The organism is Oceanobacillus sp. NCCP-135 (assembly GCF_059698015.1).
The window spans coordinates 120,586-141,129 of sequence record NZ_BAAKSZ010000006.1 but is presented as its reverse complement, the minus strand read 5'-3'; the positions used below and the strand labels follow the sequence as shown (position 1 = coordinate 141,129).

The window sequence follows — 20,544 nt, the reverse complement described above, 5'->3', positions numbered from 1 at the left end:
ATTGAGGAATATCAACCTGAATCTGTGGAGGACATGCAGAATACTTTCAAAGAAATTTTGAACCAATATAAACCATTGAGATTCAAATCCACATTGCTTTTCTTTCTATTTGCCTTATTGCATTCTTTCCACCTAGTGTGAGTTTCAATAGAAAAACACTGTGCTCATTAATACACTCATAAACCAATTTGATGGTTTCTTTGCCAGCTATATACTCAATGCAATTAATTTAACCTTTTTTCCTTCCCCATGTCATTCCCTTCAATCCTTCCTGAAAATGCTATAAGTAGTTATTGACGTAATGTATAAGTTTATTCTTAGGTGACAACCTCACTGATTGGACGTAATTTACACCTGCCTACAAACATTTCCCTGTTTGGCAACTCGAAAAAAACAGAGATTTATACAATTTCTTTCCTGTTATCACCCCTTCATATCAAAAATAGATTGATTTAATATTAAGTATATATTGTTTAGATTGATTAAAAAACCTATAATTAATAATACATAAAAGATACGGAATTAAAAGATAAATTTTAGGAGGGAAAATGATGCGATATAGCCAGATACCAGAGGCTCAAGGTCTTTATCAACCTGAATTTGAGCATGACTCATGTGGGATAGGTTTATATGCACATGTTCATGGTGCAGCGAATCATGACATCGTTAAAAAAGGACTTCATATGTTGTGTCAGCTTGACCATCGTGGGGGGAGTGGTGATCCAACTATGGGGGACGGTGCCGGATTGATGGTACAGATCCCAGACGCTTTTTTCAAAAATGCTTGTTCCAATATGAATCTGCCGGAAAAGGGACACTACGGTGTCGGTATGATTTTTTTCTCAGATGATCCGGACAAACAGAAATGGGCGGAGGAACAAATCAATTCGCTTATCAAACAGGAAGGACAGACAGTACTTGGGTGGAGAACGGTGCCTGTACATGTTAAAAATATCGGTAAAAAAGCACAGGAAAGCTGTCCGTTTATCCGTCAAGTATTTATTGGTGCAAACACTGATATTCGAGCGGGGATTGATTTTGAACGAAAATTATATGTAATTCGTAAACAGGCAGAAAAAATGGCTGTGGAACAGGATGAGCATTATTATTTTTCCAGTCTGTCAAGCCAGACAATGGTATATAAAGGGTTGTTACGTCCTGAGCAACTAAACACGTTTTATGTGGATTTGCAAGATGAGAATTTTGAATCTGCATTTGCGTTAGTTCATTCTCGCTTTAGTACGAATACATTTCCAAGCTGGGAAAGGGCACATCCGAATCGCTATTTAATGCATAACGGAGAAATTAATACGCTGCGGGGGAATATGAACTGGATGCAGGCACGTGAGAAACAATTTGTATCTGATGCTTTTGGTGATGATATGGAAAAAGTACTCCCAATTCTGGATACGGCTGGCAGTGATTCGGCCATGCTGGATAATGCACTGGAGTTTCTGATTCTTGCAGGCAGAAAACCGGCCCATGCTGCTATGATGCTTATACCTGAACCGTGGGATAATAATCCATATATGTCCGAAGAAAAAAAGGCTTTCTATGAATATCACAGCTCGTTAATGGAGCCATGGGACGGCCCAACATCTATTTCATTTACCGATGGAAAACAAATCGGAGCAATTCTGGACAGAAACGGACTCAGACCTGCACGTTATTGCGTCACAAAGGATGATTATCTGATCTATTCCTCGGAAGTAGGCGTTATTGATGTGGATGAGGATCAGGTTCTGTACAAAGATCGACTCAGTCCGGGGAAAATGTTGTTACTCGATATGGTTGAGGGACGAATCATATCTGATGAGGAGATTAAAAAAGAAATAACAGAGCAGGAGCCATATCAAAGGTGGCTGGATGAGCAACAAATTATTCTTACTAATAAAATAGAACATTTCGAAGTGCTAGATGATTTGGTGAAAAGACAGAAGGCATTTGGTTATACGTATGAAGATGTCCACAAATATTTAATTCCATTAGTAACAGAAGAAAATGATCCTATCGGTGCGATGGGAAATGACGTTCCATTAGCAGTACTATCCGATTATCCTCAATCATTATTCTCATACTTTAAGCAGTTATTTGCGCAGGTTACCAATCCTCCTATCGATGCATACCGTGAGCAGCTTGTTACTTCGATGGTGACCATGCTTGGCCCTGTTGGAAACATTCTGCATGTCGATGAAAGAAATTGCCGCAGACTTCAGCTTCCTGCACCGGTACTGTCCAACCGGCAGCTTCGATTACTAAAAGCTGACAGCTATGAAGGGTTTGTTTCCCGGACAATTGACACATTATTTGATGGGGATTTGGAGCATGCACTGGATCAAATGTTTCAAAAAGCTAAAAAGATGATGGATGAAGGGGTTAGTATACTTGTATTGTCAGACCGAAAGATGGATGAAAATACTGCAGCAATTCCGTCACTGCTTGCGGTAAGTGCACTGCACCAGCATCTTGTTCTCCACGGCAGCCGTACAAAGGTGAGTATTATTGCTGAAACAGGGGAAGCGAGGGAGGTACATCATTTTGCGGCATTGATCGGTTATGGAGCGGATGCGATTAATCCATACCTCGCTTATGCAACATTGAGTAAGGCAATTAATGAGAACCATCTGTCATTCAGCTATAAAAATGCAGTAAGCGTCTATATCAACAGTATTACAGCCGGCATCGTTAAAGTAATGTCAAAAATGGGAATATCAACGATTCAAAGTTATCGGGGTGCGCAAACTTTTGAAGCCATTGGCATCAGTAAAACGGTGATTGATCGTTATTTTACAGGGACCGCTTCTAAGCTTGGCGGTATTGGTTTGAATACGATAGCTGAAGAAGCCTTGAAGCGTCATAAAACAGCTTATAGAAACCATGTTGAGGATTCGCTGGATGCGGGGAGTGATTTTCAATGGAGGAAAATGGGTGAACATCATGCGTTTAACCCAAAGACAATCCACACACTGCAATGGGCGTGCAGGAGAGGTGATTATGATCTGTTTAAGCAATATTCCGAAGCAGCGAATGAGGAACGGCTAACCTTTTTACGGAACTTGTTTGACTTTAAGCAGACGAAAGCTATTTCCATGGAAGAGGTGGAACCTGTTGAATCGATTGTTAAAAGGTTTAAAACCGGGGCAATGTCGTTTGGTTCGTTAAGTCAGGAAGCGCATGAAGCACTGGCAATAGCCATGAACCGTATGGGAGGAAAAAGTAATAGTGGTGAAGGGGGAGAAAATCCAAACCGATTTTTCACTGATGAAAATGGAGATTTGAAAAGGAGTGCTATTAAGCAAATTGCATCAGGAAGATTTGGCGTGAAAAGCCACTATCTTGTCAATGCGGATGAACTCCAGATAAAGATGGCTCAGGGAGCAAAACCGGGTGAAGGTGGACAGCTACCTGGAAGTAAGGTATATCCATGGGTGGCTGAAGTGCGGGGATCTACTCCTGGTGTCGGTCTTATTTCACCACCGCCACATCACGATATTTATTCGATTGAGGATCTGGCACAATTAATTTACGATTTAAAAAATGCGAATCGTAATGCTCGTGTTAGTGTGAAGCTTGTTGCGAAGGCAGGCATTGGTACTATTGCGGCAGGCGTTGCAAAAGGGAAGGCGGATGTTATTTCTATTAGCGGCTACGATGGCGGTACCGGGGCATCACCAAAAACAAGTATAAAGCATACAGGACTTCCCTGGGAGCTTGGCCTTGCCGAAACTCATCAGACGCTGATGTTAAATGATCTACGGGGGCGAGTAGTTTTAGAGGCTGATGGTAAGTTAATGACTGGAAAAGATGTGGTGATGGCAGCATTGCTAGGAGCAGAAGAATTTGGTTTTGCGACTGCACCACTAGTTGTCCTTGGTTGTGTGATGATGCGGGTATGCCATAAGGATACATGCCCGGTCGGAATTGCTACCCAAAATCCTGAGCTGAGGAAGAAGTTCATGGGCGATCCAGACCATGTTGTCAACTTCATGCACTATATTGCACAGGAAGTAAGAGAAATTATGGCTAAACTTGGCTTCAGAACCGTTGAAGAAATGGTTGGCCGGACGGATATGCTGACCGTAAATGACCGGGCTACAGCGCACTGGAAGGCGAAGGATCTGGATTTATCGGCACTACTTTACCAGGTGGATGGTCCAACAACCTGTCAAACGAAACAGGACCATCAGCTTGATTTATCACTCGATTTGAGTAAAATTTTACCAGCTGTAACTGCAGCTATTGAACGAAATGAAAAAGTCGATTTGTCGTATTCCATTAAAAATATCTACCGTGCTGTGGGAACCATCACCGGCAGCGAGATTTCAAAACGCTACGGTGAAGAAGGGATGAAGGAGGACGCTATCACATTACGGTTCACCGGGTCAGCGGGTCAAAGCTTTGGCGCCTTTATTCCAAAAGGCATGTCTTTACATCTAACCGGAGATGCCAATGACTATGTTGGAAAAGGCTTGTCGGGTGGAAAAGTGATTATTTCATCCCCAACGGAAGCAAATGCAGCTGAATCCGCTAATGTCATTATCGGCAATGTTGCCCTCTATGGTGCCACAGGTGGCGAGGCATATATTAATGGGTATGCAGGTGAGCGATTTGCGGTTCGTAACAGTGGGGCAAATGTTGTGGTTGAAGGGATAGGTGACCATGGCTGTGAGTATATGACCGGTGGACGTGTCGTTGTATTAGGTGATACAGGTAAAAACTTTGCAGCAGGTATGTCAGGTGGTATCGCCTATATTCTTGCATTGAACCACACAAAATTCCAACATTTATGTAATAAAGAAATGATTGCGTTCGAAACACTATCTGACCCCTTGGAAATGGAAGAAGTAAAGCGAATGATTCAAAATCATTTTCAATATACAGCAAGTCAAAAAGCCCGATTTGTACTGTCGAATTGGAATGAATGTACCGGGAATTTTGTGAAAGTTATTCCGAAAGATTACAGACACATGCAGGAAATAATCCAGGCACATAAAGCTGATGGTTTAACCGATGGAGAAGCTGCGATCCGTGCCTTTGAAGCAAAAAAGAAGAATAATAAGGTTGTCCAAAAAAGGGAAAACTCCAAGGTTGTACCATTGTAGACAGGACGTCCAAACCTTGAGTATATTCCAGGTTTGGACGTAGGCTTCCTGCACCTAATATCTGAAAAGAACTTATGAAAGGGGCGATATAAATGGGGAAAGCTACAGGTTTTATGGATTATTTACGAGAAGAGACGATTGAACGGCATCCACTTAACCGGATAAATGACTGGAACGAATATAATGCACCCTTTTCTGATGCAACGCTGAAAAGGCAAGGAGCACGGTGTATGGATTGCGGAACCCCCTTTTGTCAGATGGGGGAAGTGATCAATGGAAAAGCGACTGGATGCCCGATATATAATTTAATACCGGAGTGGAACCACCTGGTATATCAGGGGCAATGGAAGGAAGCGTTGGAACGTCTGTTGAAAACGAATAATTTCCCTGAATTCACTGGAAGAGCATGTCCTGCACCTTGTGAAGGATCCTGTACCCTGGCAATTTCAGACCCTGCCGTGACCATTAAAAGCATTGAGCGCACGATTATTGATAAAGGATTTGAAAATGGCTGGATAAAACCACGAATTCCCCAAAAAAGAACAGGTAAATCAGTTGCGATTATCGGATCAGGTCCTAGTGGGTTAGCCAGTGCCGATCAATTGAACCAAGCGGGTCATGAGGTGACCGTGTATGAACGAGAGGATCGCGCAGGTGGATTACTAATGTACGGCATACCGAATATGAAACTGAAAAAAAATGTGGTGGAGCGGCGGATAAGACTTTTGGCGCAGGAAGGTATTAGGTTTGTCCTAAATACCGAAATTGGCAAAGACATCAGTGCGGATAAATTAAATAATATGTATGATGCAGTTATCCTTTGTATAGGAGCCCAGAAACAACGGGATTTGAAGCTGGAAGGACGAAAAGCAAACGGCGTTCATTTTGCAATGGATTATCTTACTGTATCGATGAAAAAAATACTAGAAACAAATAGGCAAGACTTGGAATTCATTGATGCAAAAGGGAAAGACGTGATTGTTATTGGTGGTGGAGATACTGGTGCCGACTGTATTGCAACAGCACTACGCCAGAATTGCAATAGTATTGTCCAATTTGGTAAACATCCAAAGCTACCATTAGCCAGAACAGAAAGCAATATGTGGCCGGCGTATCCGAATGTATTCACGGTTGACTATGCTCACAGTGAAGCAGCAGCCAATTTTGGTCAGGATCCAAGACAATATTCTATCCAAACAAAACGATTTGTTTCTGATGAGGATGGCAATTTAAAAGAAGTTCATACTGTCCAAATGGAAAAGGTCAGTAATGAAGAAGGAAGGTTTGTCTTTCAAGAAATTCCTGGAACCGAGACAGTTTGGCCAGCGCAATTAGTGTTGATCGCAATTGGATTTGAAGGACCTGAGCCACAATTATTACGACAGTACAAAATTCATACAAACAATCATAAGATTAAGGCAAAATATGGCGACTTTACCACGAATATTGATAACGTTTTTGCAGCTGGTGATGCCCGACGAGGTCAAAGTTTAATTGTCTGGGCGATTAATGAAGGACGTGAGGTAGCTCAGAAAGTTGATTATTATTTAATGGGAAGTTCTATATTGCCATCGTATTTAGAATAAAAAAGATATGATTTCCATAGTTAAAATGGAAATCATATCTTTTAGTTACAATCATACTTATAAATGGAGCGGATTTGGATACTGCAAACATAACAAACAATGATATTGAATGCTTATTCGAAAATTCATGATTTAATCTCCTTAAATCTAATCTATAATGGAGAGAAAGATTGGTTTGTTTTCTCATGTTGTATTTTGAAATGCTTCCTCATCCCCATATCTGCTTCAACATATGCATGTTGAAGCAGATATGGAGATTCCACAGCAATTAATCTATTTGGCTTAGATTTAGAGGTCATGATTATACATTCAATTAAAATAATTCTTGTAGAGTTATTGCGCATGTTTAAAAAGAAGGATAAAAACGATCGAGAAGTTCGAGGCAGTGTAGCTTTGATCATAATCCATACTTCATGGAACCTGCATCGCACGCAGGAAAAGTGATCTTTCTTTCCAAGGATCGGAAGGTATGCAATTAATACGTGAGGAGTGCCCACGCGCATGTTGTGGTGACTTCTGCGTTCGACACAATGATTTTTGGTGGGGCGAGCTGTAGCACAGTCCTAGGACGAGTAGTACTTCGTAGAAGATCCCCTTTGATGTGTCATTTTTACCAGGCTTTTTGAACAATCTTTTTTAGCTAATTTACCACAATTCGTATATCTTCATCCACATAATAGGGTATTTCGAATATGATCTCAAAAAGGATTATTCCATGCCATCTACAGAACTATTTTTATTGTAAATTGCCACAACTAGCAATAATATAGATATATATGGGGATGTTAAGAAGGAGGTCTTGGATGCTTTATGTAAATCCAGAGAATTTAATTCTAAAACCGTCACTTGCTACCATTCATTGTGAACCAAATTGGAAATGGAGAAAAAGAGATAAACCCATGCCAAATTATGATTTATTTTATGTTTGGAGTGGAGAAGGAGATCTAGTTTTAAATGGGAAATCATTTCATATAGTGAGAGGACACTGCTTCCTGTTTAAACCTGGCGATGTCACAACGGCTACACATAATCCTCAAAAACCCCTCGTTATAACGTATATTCATTTTGATGTATCGGAAGATCTTCGATTGATCCCAACTTCTCATCGGATCATCGAAAATAAGATCCATTTTGAGTCGTTATTAACACAATATGTTCGTTTATTTCTAGTTCCATCATATGGATCTGAAGTAGAAGCAAAGTTAATATTAATACAACTCATGATTCATCTTCTTCGTGAAGAACGGGAAGGGAAAGTTGATAAGAAAGATACGAGTAGCAATTTACTTGAAACAATTCGCGAGATTGCTAACTATATTCAACAACATCCAGGAGAAGCCCATATTGTGAAGACCTTAGCTGAAAGGGCAAATTTATCAGAACGATATTTCTCTAAGAAATTTAAACAAATTATCGGTCATACCGTAAAAAGCTATATTATATACTCAAGAATTAAACGTGCTGAGCATTTACTTCATTATGCTGGAATGACTGTAACGGAAACTGCAGCAACATTAGGTTATAATGATTTGCACTTTTTTAGTAGACAATTTAAGAAATACACGGGTAAAAACCCATCAGATATTCGTTAAAGGTTACCAAGTGATCTCTTCTTGGTAGCTTTTTTTATCGTCTAGGAAATTATAAAATTTGTGGGCTGTGGATAATAAAACAACCGAATCAGCCACGTCCGGCTCCAGCGCTAAAGCCATAGCAGACTTCCTTCACCTCCGTATGATAAAGAAGACTTGCCGATTGGGAACCAGAGGCTTAGTCGCACTTATATCCTTGTGGTGAAAGTCAACATCGGCTTCCTCCGGTCGCCTGAGTTTCCTTTATCTCCTGGGGCTCAGTCCAGTCCGTACGTCGCTAAACGGGCGCCCTGCTCCTTTGTTCTTTTCTTATACTGCAAGAAGTACAATAGAAATTTAGTATTAGTTGAGAAAAAAATAAATAGTTGTTAAAAAAAGTGCAAATCTTCATCGAATTAGTCTAAATCCAACTGAAAGAAAAAATAATATAATAAACATATGGAATATTGAAGTTAATATTTCCTAATCTAAAATAAAACATAAGTACAAACATAAAGGTAATTACTCTAAATACAATTTAAATTTTATATAATGAGGAATTAAATGTAAAGTTGCTTGGAGGAATGAAAATGGAAAATTATACAATAACAAAAGACTATATTCAACAATTATTTGCAGAACGTATTGGTGGATCACGCTTTGGCTTAAGTAAAGAGATCTATAAATTTGAAAAAATAAAAAGGGCAAAAAAGGAAGCAATTATGTTGAATCCAACTATGAAATTGATTGATCTTGGTGTTGGAGAACCAGACTCCATGGCAGATCAATCGGTAATTGAGAGATTAATAGAAGAGGCTACCAAGCCAGAAAATCGCTTTTATGCCGATAATGGAATACAGGAATTTAAGGAAGCAGCAGCATCATATATGAGAAATGTATTTGGTGTAGAGGGTCTTAATCCAGAAACAGAGATTAATCATGCGATTGGATCTAAATCCGCATTAGCCATGATGCCAACTGCCTTTATAAATCCTGGCGATATTACCATGATGCCGACCCCGAACTATCCAATTATTGGTACACATACAGAATATCTAGGAGGTGAGGTAGTCCATTTACCACTATTAGAGGAAAATAATTTTCTTCCCAAATTAGCTATGCTGCCAACTAGTATATTGGAAAAGGCAAAACTACTTTATTTGAACTACCCAAATAACCCAACTGGGGCAACAGCGACAAAGGAGTTCTTTGAAGAAGTGGTTCAATTCGCAAACAGACATGAATTAATTGTTATTCATGATGCGGCATATGCTTCATTGGTATTTGAGGGAGAACAGCCACTTAGTTTTTTATCTGTACCGGGAGCGAAAGATGTAGGGATGGAACTACATTCATTATCGAAATCATTTAACATGACGGGTTGGCGTATTGGCTTTGTTACAGGAAATGAAAAGCTTGTCTCTGCCTTTCGAACGGTAAAGGATACCTACGATTCAGGACAATTTATTCCTATTCAAAAAGCGGCAGCTATTGCTTTGAGGAACCCGGAAATAACAGAAGAAACAGCAACGAAATATGTTCGTCGTCACGAACTTCTAGTAAACATACTGCAAGCGTGTGGTTTTCGAGTAGAAAAACCAAAAGGATCCTTCTTCTTATATACGCGAATCCCGCAAGGAATAAAAAATGGACCAACCTTTCAATCTGCCGAGGATTTTAGCGAATATTTAATTAAACAATTACTATTATCTACCGTCCCTTGGGATGATGCAGGAGCCTATATTCGATTTTCTGTTACATTTCAAGCAAATAATGTGAGAGAAGAACAAGAAGTGATAGAGGAGATTCAATCAAGGTTGAGCACAGTGGAATTCATTTTTTAAAGGGGGTAGGGGAATATGATGTTTACGAAAATGCATGGGTTAGGAAATAATTATATTTTAATTGACCAACTGAATCAAGCTGCAAATGTTTTAGAAAATGAAGCATATCCTGAGCTTGCTAGAAAACTATCAGATGTCAATTTTGGTATTGGTTCAGATGGAATCATCCTTATACGCACATCCGATAAAGCAGATTTTAAAATGAGAATTTTTAATGAAGATGGTTCTGAAGCGGAGAACTGTGGGAATGGTTTACGTTGCGTGGCAAAGTTTCTCTATGATCACCTTTATGCGACAGCACGACAATTCTCCATTGAAACATTAGGTGGAGTAGTAAGTGTAGAGGTCGATGTAAACAAAGACAATCAGGTAGAGTATGTCATCGTTGATATGGGGGAGCCGAAGCTGCTAAAAGGCATGATACCGATGATAGGTGACCCATCTGAAGTTGCTATTAATGAACCTTACAACTTTGAAGAAGAGGAGTATAAATTAACTTGTTTATCAATGGGTAATCCTCATGCTATTCATTTTGTAAAAGATGTACATGATGTTCCACTGGAGAAAATTGGACCGATGTTAGAGCAATCTGCACTTTTCCCAGAGCGTGTAAACGTAGGGATTGTCCACGTGAAAAACCACCAGGAGATCGATTATAGAGTCTGGGAAAGAGGTTCGAAAATTACGATGGCTTGTGGGACAGGGGCATGTGCTTCGGTAGTTGCGGCTACGTTGAATGAATTATTACGTAATAGTAATGAGCCAGTTGTTGTTCATCTTCCTGGAGGTGATTTAACAGTCAAGTGGGATAATGATGGCCATGTATGGATGAGAGGAGAAGCGAATTATATCTGTCATGGTGAATTAGACAGAAGCTTCATTTCAAATAAAAAAATCTTACAAAGAGGAAAATAGTATGAATAGAGAAGAAATTATAAGATTGGTGAAAGAAAATAATGTTCGTTATATACGTCTACAATTTACAGATTTATTTGGTACGGTGAAAAATGTTGAAATACCGATTAGTCAGCTATCCAAAGCGTTAGATAATAAAATGATGTTTGATGGTTCATCCATTGAGGGGGTTGTGCGGATTGAAGAATCCGATATGTATTTATATCCCGACTTAGATACATCTCAAGAGGAACGTAAAGAATTTGGCATTATTAACCTACCTGCGACATTGGTAGAAGTTCTTGATTTGCTAACGTCGGATGAGGTCATTACGAATGCTTTGGGTAGCCATTTGATTGAACATTTTGTAGAAGCAAAAGAAATCGAATCGGATATATTCCGTACCCAAGTACACCCCTGGGAAGGGGAACAATACCTAAAACAATATTAAAGAAATTGCATCCTAAGAAAATCCTAAAAGAAAGAGTGATATAAAGTGTGCGGAATAGTAGGAAGGGTAGATTGGCAACATGATTTGACACAACATATATCTGTCATAGAAAAAATGGCAGAACCCCTGTCTAAGCGAGGTCCAGATGCTTTAAATGTATGGAGTTCGCGTCTTGTTTCACTTGGCCATACACGCCTCGCCGTTGTCGACCCTGTCTTCGGTACTCAGCCAATGAAAAAGGAAAAAAACGGGAGGACTTATAGGATTATATATAATGGAGAGCTTTATAACACAGAAGATATTCGGAAGGAATTGTTGAAAAGGGGATACTCCTTTCAATCCTACTCGGATACGGAAGTGCTGCTTACAGCATATATCGAATGGGGTAAAAAGTGTGTAGAATATTTAAATGGAATTTTTGCCTTTGCTATCTGGGATCAAGGAAAGGAACAGATTTATATTGCAAGAGACCGTCTAGGTGTGAAGCCCCTTTTTTACCATGAAGGAAATGGAACTCTTCTATTTGGCTCAGAGATCAAGGCAATACTGGCCCACCCAAAGATTAAGGCTGAGGTGGATCGAGAAGGGCTCAAGGAAATATTCAGCTTAGGTCCATCTCGAACACCTGGTCATGGCGTATTTCGAGGTATTCATGAACTTCGCCCAGCACATGCCTTAATCTATGATCGAAACGGGTTGAAACAATGGCGTTATTGGAATGTAAAAAGTCGAAAACATCAACACTCCCTTGATGAGACTGTAGACCAAGTTTCATTTCTTGTAAAAGATGCTATCAAACGTCAGTTATTTGCAGATGTTCCTGTTTGTACCCTCTTATCAGGTGGAATTGATTCGAGTGCGATTAGTGCCGTTGCTGCTGATTATTTTAAGGCGGAAGGGTTGGGGCAACTACACACTTATTCGATTGATTATGAACAAAATAATCAATATTTTAAATCAAATTCCTTTCAACCCGATGAAGATGCACCTTGGATTACCAAAATGGAGCAGTATTTAAAAACAAAACATCATGCAGCTGTTATTGGTAATGAGGAACTGGTAGATTTCTTGGATAAGGCAGTAAGAATGCGGGATTTACCTGGTATGGCAGATGTTGATGCCTCACTATTGTGGTTTTGTGAACAAATTAAGCGTAATTTTACCGTTGCACTATCAGGAGAATGTGCGGACGAAATCTTCGGTGGCTATCCATGGTTCTATCGAGAAGATGTTTTACATGCGAATGGGTTTCCTTGGATGAAATCTCAACAGGAAAGACAGGAGTTATTGCTTCCACATTGGCAAAGGAAACTCAACCTAAAGGAATATATCTTGCAGCGGTATTATGAAACGATTGATGAAGTCCCTCGATTAGATGGAGAAGCACCAGTTGAAGCGCGCCGCCGGGAAATGTTTTATTTAAATATGATTTGGTTTATGCCTACATTACTGGAACGAAAAGATCGAATGAGCATGGGAGCAAGCTTAGAAGTACGTGTCCCTTTTGCGGATCATCGACTTGTTGAATATGCATGGAACGTCCCTTGGGAGATGAAAATGCTGAATGGTCGCGAAAAGGGAATCTTACGAAAGGCGTTAGAAGGCGTTCTTCCTAATGATGTTCTATATCGTAAAAAGAGTCCATATCCGAAAACCTATCATCCTCATTATTTAAAACTCGTTAAGACGAAGCTACAAAAAATCCTTGACAATCAATCGTCACCTCTATTAGAAATTGTTTCAAAGCAAAAAGTAATAGATATTATCAACTCAGACGGCTCTTTATTCAAAGTTCCTTGGTTTGGGCAACTTATGACAGGACCACAACTTATCGCCCATCTCTCTCAAATCAATACATGGCTTGAACACTATAATATTAACATTGTAGACACTTAAAATGTAACAGGGGCTTGTCCCTTGTTACATATAAAAGTAAAAGAAAATAAAAATAAGAGGAATGAAAATGGAGGACTTGTTTTACATAAATAATGTGTGGATTAAGCTGCTCCACCCTTGTCTGAAGTGCTTTTCGGTTTTTATTAATTTGTTCAAAGTGATCCCCTTGTTGCGCATCATGCTAGTCACGAAAAGCAGTTTCTACAGCACGCTAATTGGAGAATGTTCAGAAAACCGTATAAACATCGAGTAGTGAATACATCCTTACTATTTAACCTGGATTCCCGAAAAAAACACTATTTTATAACGAGAAATGTGATTATAAAGGGATTTATACATATAAATACTCGTTACATATATTTTTGTATAACGAGATAAGAATGTTGTTATATCAGCAATTGTAGACTACCTCGTTATAAATTCCGGGAATCCAGGATTTAATATTGTAGATTCAGATAAAAATGTTGTTAGTCTTGATGATTATTGCACCTTTTCGGGGCTGGAGATTCGGAATCGATATCATGCTTTAGGTGATGCGTTGATGACTGCTGAGTTGTGGCAACATTATATTAAGAAACGTAGTAACGAAGACTGTTACACGTTAAGAGATGTATAGGAACGAATAGCCAACAAAAACCCAAGGAGTTTAAGAATTATCCTTGAGTTTTTGTTGGCTATTGACAGGATATTTCCCTGTCATACATGCCGTACATAGTCCTTGATTAATAGAAAGATCCTTTAGAACAGCTCTTTCTAATCCTTCTTCCGACAAATAGGCAATGCTATCTGCTCCAATTATTTCAGCTAGTTCATTAATAGTATGATTGGCAGCAATAAGTTCATCTGTTGTTGACATGTCAATTCCGTAATAACATGGATTCTGAATGGGGGGAGATGCGATTCGAACATGGACTTCTTTAGCTCCCGCATGCTTTAACATTTGTACAATTCGCTTACATGTTGTTCCCCGTACAATGGAATCATCAATCATAATCACACGCTTACCATGAATTATTCCTCGAACAGGGGCGAGTTTCATCTTTACACCTTGTTCACGAAGTTCTTGAGATGGTTGAATAAATGTTCTCCCCACGTAACGATTTTTTATAATTCCCATTTCATATGGCAATCCACTTTCCTCTGCAAATCCAATTGCTGCAGAGATACTCGAATCAGGGACACCAACGACGATGTCTGCATCATGCGGGGCTTCCTTCGCCAATACCTTGCCCATTCGCTTACGTGAAGCATGAACATTCACATAATTAAGGTCACTGTCTGGTCTAGATAAATATACATATTCCATGGCACACATTCTTCGCCTGCTGGGTTCAGTAAATCTCGTTGATTTTATCCCATCATCATCAATTATAATTAACTCACCTGGCATTACTTCCCGTAAAAAGCTTGCACCGATTTGGTCAAATGCACATGTTTCTGATGCTGCAACATAAGCATCACCAAGCATGCCAATCGATAATGGGCGAATTCCTGATGGGTCAAGGGCGGCATACATTTTATTTTCCGTTAGAATGATAAAAGCATAAGCACCAGCCAGTTGCTTCAGCGCCCTGCCAATTGTTTTTACATTGATATCTTGCCCATCACGTTTAATTAAATGAACTAGCACTTCTGTGTCGGAAGAAGTTTCAAAGATACTACCTTGCTCTTCTAACTGCCCACGTAGTTTACTAGCATTCATGATGTTTCCGTTATGTGCGAGTGCCATACTTGCCGAATGCGAGTGAAATAACAATGGCTGTACATTTTTATACACTTTCTCCCCTTGTGTGGAGTAGCGGACATGACCAATTGCAGTATGTCCTTGCAATTGGTTAAAATCAGCATCTTTAAAAACATCATTAACTAAACCTAATCCTTTGTGAGCTTTTAATTCCGTTCCATCATTTACCACAATTCCGGCACCTTCTTGCCCACGATGTTGCAATGAATGAAGTCCATAATAGGTTAATTCAGCTGCTTTTTCATGTCCCCAAATACCAAACACGCCACATTCGTCATTTATGCTTTTGATTTCAGCAAGCATGGGATAGCTCCCTTCCAGACTTTTTCAAGCTCCTTCACATCGTCGCTTACAACTTCTACTTCGTTTACAAGCACTTTGAGTATACCGTTATCTGTAACCGTACCAATTGCTTTGGCATCTTTCACGGTATTTTCAAATTTCTGGGCATCCTCTTTGCTTACTGATACGATAAATCGTGATTGTGTTTCACTAAATAATTCAACTGTTGCATCACCTGTTAATTCAACATTTGCTCCTAATTCCTTATCACTAAAAACACTTTCCGCTAATGCTACTGCTAAGCCACCTTCAGCAACATCATGGGCAGATTGAACCAGACCAGTTTGGATCGCTTCTAACAACTCTTTTTGTCGCTTTGCTTCCACTTCTAAATCAATCGCAGGTGCTTTCCCTTCATATTTTCCTTGTAATACGTTTTGCAATTCACTTCCACCAAATTCTACTCTGGTTTCCCCAATCACATAAACAATATCTCCTGCATATTGGAAAAAGCTTGGTGTAATATGTACTAATGATTCATGTAAACCAACCATTCCTACAATCGGTGTTGGGAAAATGGACTTTCCTTTTGATTGATTGTACAAGGAAACATTTCCGCTAATGACAGGTGTTTTTAGTGCGTGACATGCTTCACTCATGCCTTCTACACTTTTTTCCATTTGCCAGAAAATTTCTGGGTTCCCCGGATTACCAAAGTTTAGTCCATCCGTCAGTCCAAGTGGTTTTGCACCAGAACAAACAATATTTCGTGCTGCTTCAGCTACAGCAATCTTTCCGCCTGTTTCAGGGTCTAAATAACTATAACGAGAATTACCATCGATTGTAATTGCAAGTGATTTGTTGAGTCCTTTAATCCGAATGACCGCTGCGTCAGAACCAGGTTTAGTGACCGTGTTCGTCTGTACCATGGAATCATATTGATCATAAACCCATTCTTTACTGGAAATCGTTGGTTGTTGTAATAATGTCTTTAAGATATCAGCATGATTTTGAACTTTTGGAACGGTGTTTTCCATCTTTTGAAATTCGTTAAAATACTTTGCTTCCTCTCTTGGCATATGATAAACCGGTGCATCATCTGCAAGAGAGTCAACAGGGATATCAGCCACTACTTCGCCATGATGTGTAATTCGGAATACCTTTTCTTCCACCACCTTACCAACAGGAACGGCATTTAAACCGTACTTTTCAAAGACACCGATAATTTCTTGTTCACGCCCTTGCTTCACACATAACAGCATCCGTTCTTGCGATTCAGATAACATCATTTCATATGCTGTCATATTCAATTCCCGTTGTGGGACGAGGTCGAGATTCATTTCCAGCCCTGTACCTGCTTTACTTGCCATTTCTGATGCAGAAGAGGTTAATCCCGCTGCACCCATGTCCTGCATACCGACTAAGGCATCAGAGTGGATAACTTCTAAACAGGCTTCAATGATAAGTTTCTCCATAAATGGATCACCAACTTGGACAGATGGACGATCCTTGTCTGTATCTTCTCCTAAATCATCGGATGCGAATGTCGCCCCATGAATGCCGTCACGGCCTGTTGGAGGCCCTGCATAAAGAATTGTATTCCCAATCCCTTTGGCAAGACCTTTTTGGATGTCATCGTGGTTAATTAACCCGATCCCCATCGCATTAACGAGTGGATTCTCTTCGTAGCTCTCATCAAATTGAACTTCACCACCAACTGTAGGAACTCCAACGCAATTTCCATATCCCGCAATACCATTTACCACTTCAGTGAAGAGATATTTCGTACGTTCAGATGTTAAATTTCCGAAACGAAGGGAATTCATAATTCCAATTGGACGTGCTCCCATTGAAAATATGTCACGGAGAATTCCACCAACACCTGTTGCAGCTCCTTGATACGGTTCTACTGCAGATGGGTGGTTATGACTTTCCACTTTAAAAACAACCGCTTGATTATCACCAATATCAATGACTCCCGCACCTTCTCCAGGACCTTGGAGAACATTTGGTCCTTCCGCTTTGAATTTCTTCAGCAATGGTTTAGACGTTTTATAACTGCAATGCTCTGACCACATGACGGAGAAAATCCCCGTTTCTGTAAAATTCGGGCGGCGATTCAGGATTTTTTTGACCATTTCATATTCCCCGTCACTTAGACCCATTTCTTGATAGATTTTCTTTTCCTCGATTTGTTCTGAGCTCCATTCACGCATTTGTAACATTAGTCTGCCTCCAATTTTCGATTATGGATGCGAATAATCTCACACCATCATCACTACCTAATAGTGCTTCCACCGCTCGCTCTGGATGTGGCATCATACCAAGTACATTCCCCTGTTTATTGATAATCCCTGCGATATTGGCAACCGACCCATTGGGATTGTTTTGATATGTAAAAACGATTTGGTTGTTTGCTTTTAGTTCAGCTAATGTTTCCATATCACAGTAGTAATTCCCTTCTCCATGTGCGATCGGGAACCCAACGACTTCTCCTTTTTCATAACCTGTCGTAAACATCGTTTCATTATTTTCTATGACTACATTTTCCTGATGACACATAAAGGATAGATTTTTATTCTTCATTAACGCACCTGGCAGTAAACCAGATTCTGTTAGAACTTGGAAACCATTACAAACCCCAAGCACAGCTTTTCCCTTTTCTGCATGCTCCCTCACTTGCTTCATCACGTTTGATGTTGCAGCAACGGCACCAGTCCGTAAGTAATCCCCATAGGAGAATCCACCTGGAAGTAAAATAACATCATAGGCCTCTAAATTACTATCTTGATACCAGACTAAATCTACTTCCATACAGAGAATCTCTTTTACCGCATCATACATATCCCTATCACAGTTAGACCCTGGAAAAACAATAACAGCGAATTTCACAATTGAACAGCCTCCTCCACATCAAATCGATAATCTTCCATCACTGGATTCGCAAGTAATTTATCACACATTTCTGTAACACGCATTTCTAAATCAGGGCCATCTTCTACATTTATTTCAATGACTTTCCCGACTCTTGCTTCCTTAACTTCTTCATAACCTAAGGAATTCAAAGATTCCCCAATCGCTTTACCTTGTGGATCTAATACACCTGCTTTTAATGTGATATAAACCGTTACTTTTTTCATAGGATTGCCTCCAATCGATATAAAACTTCTTCGTAAGCTTTCATTAAATCTCCTGTACCTTGACGAAAAACATCTTTATCTAATTTGTCTTTTGTTTCTTTATCCCACAATCGACATGTATCTGGTGAAATTTCATCGGAAAGAATAATATCATTTTCTATTTTTCCAAACTCTATTTTAAAATCTGCTAATACAACATTTAATCCTGAAAATAATTCGATTAAGAGCTGATTAATTTGAAGTGCTTTGGATTTGATTTCCTGTAATTCTCTCGGTATAATCTCTGTTAAAAAATACGCTTGTTCATCATTAATTAATGGATCACCCAGGTCATCATTTTTGTAATACAATTCCACAAGTGGTGGATAGAAGGTTGTTTTTTCTTCAATCCCTAATCGTTTTGTAATACTTCCTGTAGCAAGATTACGAACTACAACTTCAAGTGGAATAATTTCCGTTTTATTTACAAGCTGCTCCGTTTCAGTTAGTTGCTTGATAAAATGACAATCAATTCCATGTTCACGAAGATATGTAAAAATCCGTGATGAAATCTCATTATTTAACCGACCTTTTCCAATGAAGGTAGCTTTCTTTGCACCATTAAAGGCTGTTGCATCATTTTTATAGAATAAAACTAATTTTCCTGGTTGGTCTGCTGCTTGATAGACCTTCTTTGCTTTCCCTTCATATAAAAGTTCAGCTTTCATGAGGGTATTTTCCTTCCGTTAGTCCGATTCGGTCAAAAATAACGTCAATATTTTTCAAATGCCATGTAGAATTGAAGCAATCATCGATTTCCGCTTGGGTCAGCGTGCCCGCAATTTGTTCATCCTGTTCTATAAGCTGTTTAAAGTGGGTTTCTGTTTCCCATGCCTCCATCGCTTTTGGTTGAACAATGTCATATGCTGCTTCCCTTGCCATTCCCTTATCAATCAATTTAAGCAGTACACGTTGGGAGAAAATAACTCCATGGGTTTTATTCATATTGCGTTTCATGTTTTCTGGGAAAACAGTCAGGTTTTTCACGATATTACTAAAGCGATTCAACATATAATTGAGTGCAATCGTAGCATCTGGTAAAATCACACGCTCTGCTGATGAATGGGAAATGTCACGTTCATGCCATAGGCTGACATTTTCATAGGACGTCATCATATAGCCGCGAATGACACGCGCCATACCAGTCATATTTTCTGAACCAATAGGGTTACGCTTATGTGGCATTGCTGATGATCCTTTTTGGCCTTTAGCAAAACGTTCCTCCACTTCCCGAGTTTCCGTCTTTTGCAACCCTCGAATTTCAGTAGCAAACTTTTCAATGGATGTTGCAATTAATGCAAGTGTCGATATATATGCTGCATGGCGGTCACGTTGCAAGGTTTGTGTTGAGACAGGTGCAGGTACAAGCCCTAATTTTTCGCATACATATTTCTCCACAAATGGATCGATGTTTGCATACGTTCCAACGGCTCCAGATAGTTTTCCAAATTCTATCGTTTTAGCTGCCAATTCAAAACGTTCTAAATTACGTTTCATTTCTTCATACCAAAGCGCCAGTTTGAGTCCAAATGTGGTTGGTTCTGCGTGTACGCCATGTGTCCGCCCCATCATAACGGTATGTTTATGTTCGACGGCTTTATTTTTTAATATTTCGATGAAGTTGTGTAAGTCTTTGCGAAGTATTTCATTTGCTTGTTTGATAAGGTAAGAAAGCGCCGTATCAACCACGTCTGTAGAAGTTAATCCATAGTGAACCCATTTACGTTCCTCTCCTAAGTTTTCTGATACTACACGAGTAAAGGCAACCACATCATGACGGGTTTCTTGTTCCATTTCATATATTCGATCGATATCAAAGGCTGCATTTTTACGAAGTTCTTTCACATCTTCTTTGGGAATGACTCCAAGTTCACTCCATGCTTCACAAGCTAAAATTTCAACTTCTAACCATGCGTTGAACTTATTTTCTTCTGTCCAAATCTTTCCCATTCTCTCTCTGGTATAGCGTTTAATCAATCTTTTTCCTCCTCAAGT

At 39.5% G+C, this 20,544-nt stretch carries 13 protein-coding genes and 1 pseudogene; 8 read left to right on the top strand and 6 right to left on the bottom strand.

What is annotated here, in order from left to right; genetic code table 11:
* Positions 1–551 precede the first annotated feature (551 nt).
* From gltB to asnB, 8 genes and pseudogenes are all read left to right on the top strand, one after another.
* Positions 552–5,102, top strand: a complete 4,551-nt coding sequence (gene gltB / locus AC6HVZ_RS06495; RefSeq protein WP_497557334.1) for a glutamate synthase large subunit — start codon at positions 552–554, stop codon at positions 5,100–5,102.
* 92 nt (positions 5,103–5,194) lie between these two features.
* Positions 5,195–6,688 carry a glutamate synthase small subunit gene (gene gltD / locus AC6HVZ_RS06490; protein WP_497557333.1) on the top strand — a complete coding sequence of 498 codons (1,494 nt, stop codon included), beginning with the start codon at positions 5,195–5,197 and terminating at the stop codon, positions 6,686–6,688.
* Between the two features lie 803 nt (positions 6,689–7,491).
* Positions 7,492–8,280, top strand: a complete 789-nt coding sequence (locus AC6HVZ_RS06485; protein WP_497557332.1) for an AraC family transcriptional regulator — start codon at positions 7,492–7,494, stop codon at positions 8,278–8,280.
* Positions 8,281–8,843: 563 nt separating this feature from the next.
* Complete coding sequence (locus tag AC6HVZ_RS06480) at positions 8,844–10,103, top strand: LL-diaminopimelate aminotransferase (RefSeq protein WP_497557331.1); 1,260 nt, start codon at positions 8,844–8,846, stop codon at positions 10,101–10,103.
* A 15-nt stretch (positions 10,104–10,118) separates the two neighbouring features.
* Entirely contained in the window at positions 10,119–11,018 is a 900-nt protein-coding gene (dapF, locus tag AC6HVZ_RS06475; RefSeq protein WP_497557330.1) for a diaminopimelate epimerase, read from the top strand.
* Between the two features lies 1 nt (position 11,019).
* Positions 11,020–11,238: pseudogene (locus AC6HVZ_RS06470) on the top strand (glutamine synthetase beta-grasp domain-containing protein); the annotation flags it as partial.
* Positions 11,212–11,448, top strand: a complete 237-nt coding sequence (locus AC6HVZ_RS06465; RefSeq protein WP_497557359.1) for a hypothetical protein — start codon at positions 11,212–11,214, stop codon at positions 11,446–11,448. The pseudogene AC6HVZ_RS06470 and the gene AC6HVZ_RS06465, both read left to right, overlap by 27 nt.
* 45 nt (positions 11,449–11,493) lie before the next feature.
* Positions 11,494–13,344 carry an asparagine synthase (glutamine-hydrolyzing) gene (gene asnB, locus AC6HVZ_RS06460; RefSeq protein ID WP_497557329.1) on the top strand — a complete coding sequence of 617 codons (1,851 nt, stop codon included), beginning with the start codon at positions 11,494–11,496 and terminating at the stop codon, positions 13,342–13,344.
* A 646-nt stretch (positions 13,345–13,990) separates the two neighbouring features.
* Here the strand turns inward: asnB and purF are convergent.
* Genes purF through purB form a run of 6 tightly spaced genes read right to left on the bottom strand, consistent with a single transcriptional unit; the run spans position 13,991 to position 20,526 of the window.
* Entirely contained in the window at positions 13,991–15,391 is a 1,401-nt protein-coding gene (gene purF / locus AC6HVZ_RS06455; protein WP_497557328.1) for an amidophosphoribosyltransferase, read from the bottom strand.
* Positions 15,367–17,595, bottom strand: a complete 2,229-nt coding sequence (gene purL, locus AC6HVZ_RS06450; RefSeq protein ID WP_497557327.1) for a phosphoribosylformylglycinamidine synthase subunit PurL — start codon at positions 17,593–17,595, stop codon at positions 15,367–15,369. The genes purF and purL overlap by 25 nt, the downstream gene beginning before the upstream one ends.
* Positions 17,579–18,262 carry a phosphoribosylformylglycinamidine synthase subunit PurQ gene (purQ, locus tag AC6HVZ_RS06445; RefSeq protein WP_497557326.1) on the bottom strand — a complete coding sequence of 228 codons (684 nt, stop codon included), beginning with the start codon at positions 18,260–18,262 and terminating at the stop codon, positions 17,579–17,581. The genes purL and purQ overlap by 17 nt, the downstream gene beginning before the upstream one ends.
* A complete protein-coding gene (purS, locus tag AC6HVZ_RS06440) occupies positions 18,259–18,510 on the bottom strand; it encodes a phosphoribosylformylglycinamidine synthase subunit PurS (protein ID WP_497557325.1) in 252 nt (83 codons plus the stop codon). The genes purQ and purS overlap by 4 nt, the downstream gene beginning before the upstream one ends.
* Positions 18,507–19,217: a phosphoribosylaminoimidazolesuccinocarboxamide synthase gene (gene purC, locus AC6HVZ_RS06435; RefSeq protein ID WP_497557324.1), complete on the bottom strand. Its 711-nt coding sequence runs from the start codon at positions 19,215–19,217 to the stop codon at positions 18,507–18,509. The genes purS and purC overlap by 4 nt, the downstream gene beginning before the upstream one ends.
* The gene (gene purB, locus AC6HVZ_RS06430) at positions 19,207–20,526 is read right to left on the bottom strand and encodes an adenylosuccinate lyase (RefSeq protein WP_497557323.1); all 1,320 of its coding nucleotides are present in this window, start codon (positions 20,524–20,526) and stop codon (positions 19,207–19,209) included. Before purB ends, purC begins: the two co-directional genes overlap by 11 nt.
* Between the last annotated feature and the right edge of the window lie 18 nt (positions 20,527–20,544).